The organism is Methylocucumis oryzae (assembly GCF_000963695.1).
GTDB lineage: Bacteria > Pseudomonadota > Gammaproteobacteria > Methylococcales > Methylomonadaceae > Methylovulum > Methylovulum oryzae.
On record NZ_LAJX01000275.1, the window covers coordinates 1 to 2,229 of the forward strand.

2 protein-coding genes are annotated in these 2,229 nt (G+C 47.7%); both read right to left on the bottom strand.

Annotated features, from left to right (window positions below; all coding sequences use genetic code 11):
- A partial coding sequence (locus VZ94_RS19925; RefSeq protein ID WP_045780566.1) for a condensation domain-containing protein occupies positions 1-1,729 on the bottom strand: 1,729 nt, incomplete at its 3' end.
- Between the two features lie 2 nt (positions 1,730-1,731).
- A partial coding sequence (locus VZ94_RS19930; RefSeq protein WP_045780567.1) for a phosphopantetheine-binding protein occupies positions 1,732-2,229 on the bottom strand: 498 nt, incomplete at its 5' end.

The following is a 2,229-nucleotide window of genomic DNA, read 5'->3' on the forward strand; positions in this document are numbered from 1 at the left end:
ATAACACAGCACCTTGTATCAACACAGCTAATTGCGCCGCAATCATTACAGCACCGCGCGGCAAGCATAGCGCGACTACGCTACCCGGTTTTAAACCTAAACCAGCCAACTCATCCGCTATTGTTAAACTCCAATCAACCAACTCGGCATAGCTAATAACCTCATCGTTGACGTGTACGGCTATGTTGTTTGGGGTTTGTTTAGCTTGGCTGAAAATCGTTTCGACTATATTGCGGTAAGGTTTGGGTGTAACGGGGGTTGCTATAAACGTGTTTAATTCTTGCTCAGTGAGCAAGCTCAACTCACGCACGGCTTGGTCTGGCTTAGTAACGGCAGCCTCGGCTAATTGACATAAATGCTCAGCCATGCGCGTTATTGCGGCAGTGCTAAACATATCGGCGGCATAAGTCAGCGTAGCTTGAAGCTGACTGTCTTGAGTTTCTACGCTATCTAAAATCAGCTCAAATTGCGTCGTGCGCTCTTCGCGTTGTAGCGGCGTGAGCTTAACACCAGTTAACTCAGCAGGTTCGACGCGGTATTGATGGTTGAACATCACTTGAAACAACGGATTAACGCCTGGTTGTCGCTCTGGTTGTAACGCATCGACTAATTGCTCAAACGGCAGCTCGGCATTAGTTTGTGCAGCTAATGCATGTTCTCTGACGAAGGTTAATACCTCGACGAAACTCATACCGCCATGCAATTGAATTTGCCACACCTGGGTGTTAACGAAAAAACCGACCACGCCTGCCAATTCCGGGCGACTACGATTAGCCACCGGAATGCCAATTCGGATACTCGCTTGACCGCTATAACGATATAACAACAACGCGAATAACGTCAGCATCGCCATGAACAAAGTCGCTTGCTGCTCATGACACAAACGGCGCAATGCCAAGGCTATCTCAGATTTAATGCTAAACTGAAACGCAGCACCAGCGTCAGAAGGCTCTTTCGATTTAGGTTTATCATAAGGCAGCTCTACTTCACGCTGACCTCCGGCTAAATGGTTTTGCCAAAAAGCCAGTTGTCGGTCTAATTCTTGGGTAAGCGTCAAATATTGGCGTTGCCAAACGGCGAAATCGGCATAAGCAACCGGTAATGCAGGCCATGCTGGCGTTTGACCACGTTGTAACGCAGCATAAGCCTCGGCAAATTCGTTAACCAGCAGCGATAACGACCATTCGTCACTGATTAAATGATGCGTGACCAGCGACAACACGCTACGTTCTGCTTGGAGCTGAATGACTAGCACTCTAAACAGCGGTCCAATGCTTAAATCGAAGGTAAGATTTTCATGCGCAGCTACCAGGTGTTTAGCACAGCTTAACGCATCAGGTTGGTTAACTACCGTTTGCCACGCTATTGGCACCGTCATCGTCTTGTGAATACACTGTTTGGCGATGCCGTCTTGAGCATGAAATGTCGTTCTTAAGCTTTCATGGCGGGCCACCACTAAATCGATGCTGGCTTGCAGTGCGCTTAATTCTAACGTGCCATCGATGACTACGGCATCAGCGATGTGATAAGCCGTGCTGTCAGGCGCCCATTGCGCTAAAAACCATAAGCGCTCCTGGCCATAAGACAACGGTAGTAAACCTTCACGTGCGACTTGAGTGATAGGCCATTGCTTAGCTAAATCAATACCGCGTTGCTTTAACAGCACTAATAAAGCAGCACGGCGATCCGGTGATAACTCATTGAGTTGGGCGATAATCGTTTCCAGCATGATTAAAAGCTGTTCTTGGCAAGTAACTGTTGCAAATCTTGAGTGGATAAGGATTGTAGCGTCGATAAAGCCTGAGCTAACTCATCTGCCAAGTCTATAGGCTTGGTTTTAGCTATAAGTGGGTTAAGCGCGGCTGCCATCGCAGCGATACTAGGGTGGTTAAAAATATCGCTTACCGGTAAATCTACGGAAAACTGTTGGCGAATTTTCATCGCTAAACGCATCGCCAACAACGAATGCCCACCTAACGCAAAAAAATTATCGTCGATGCCAATATCAGCCACCCCTAACACATCTTGCCAAATCGTAGCGAGTTGTATTTCTAGCTCAGTACTGGGTGCGGTATGGGTTTTAAGGCGTTGTTCGGGTTCGGGTAATGCCTGTTTGTTTAACTTACCACTGGCTAACTTAGGCAATACCGGCAAGATGACGAAGGCAGAGGGTACCGCGTAATCCGGTAACTGTTGGCTAAGTGCTGCGCGTAAAGTTTCGGCGTTAAG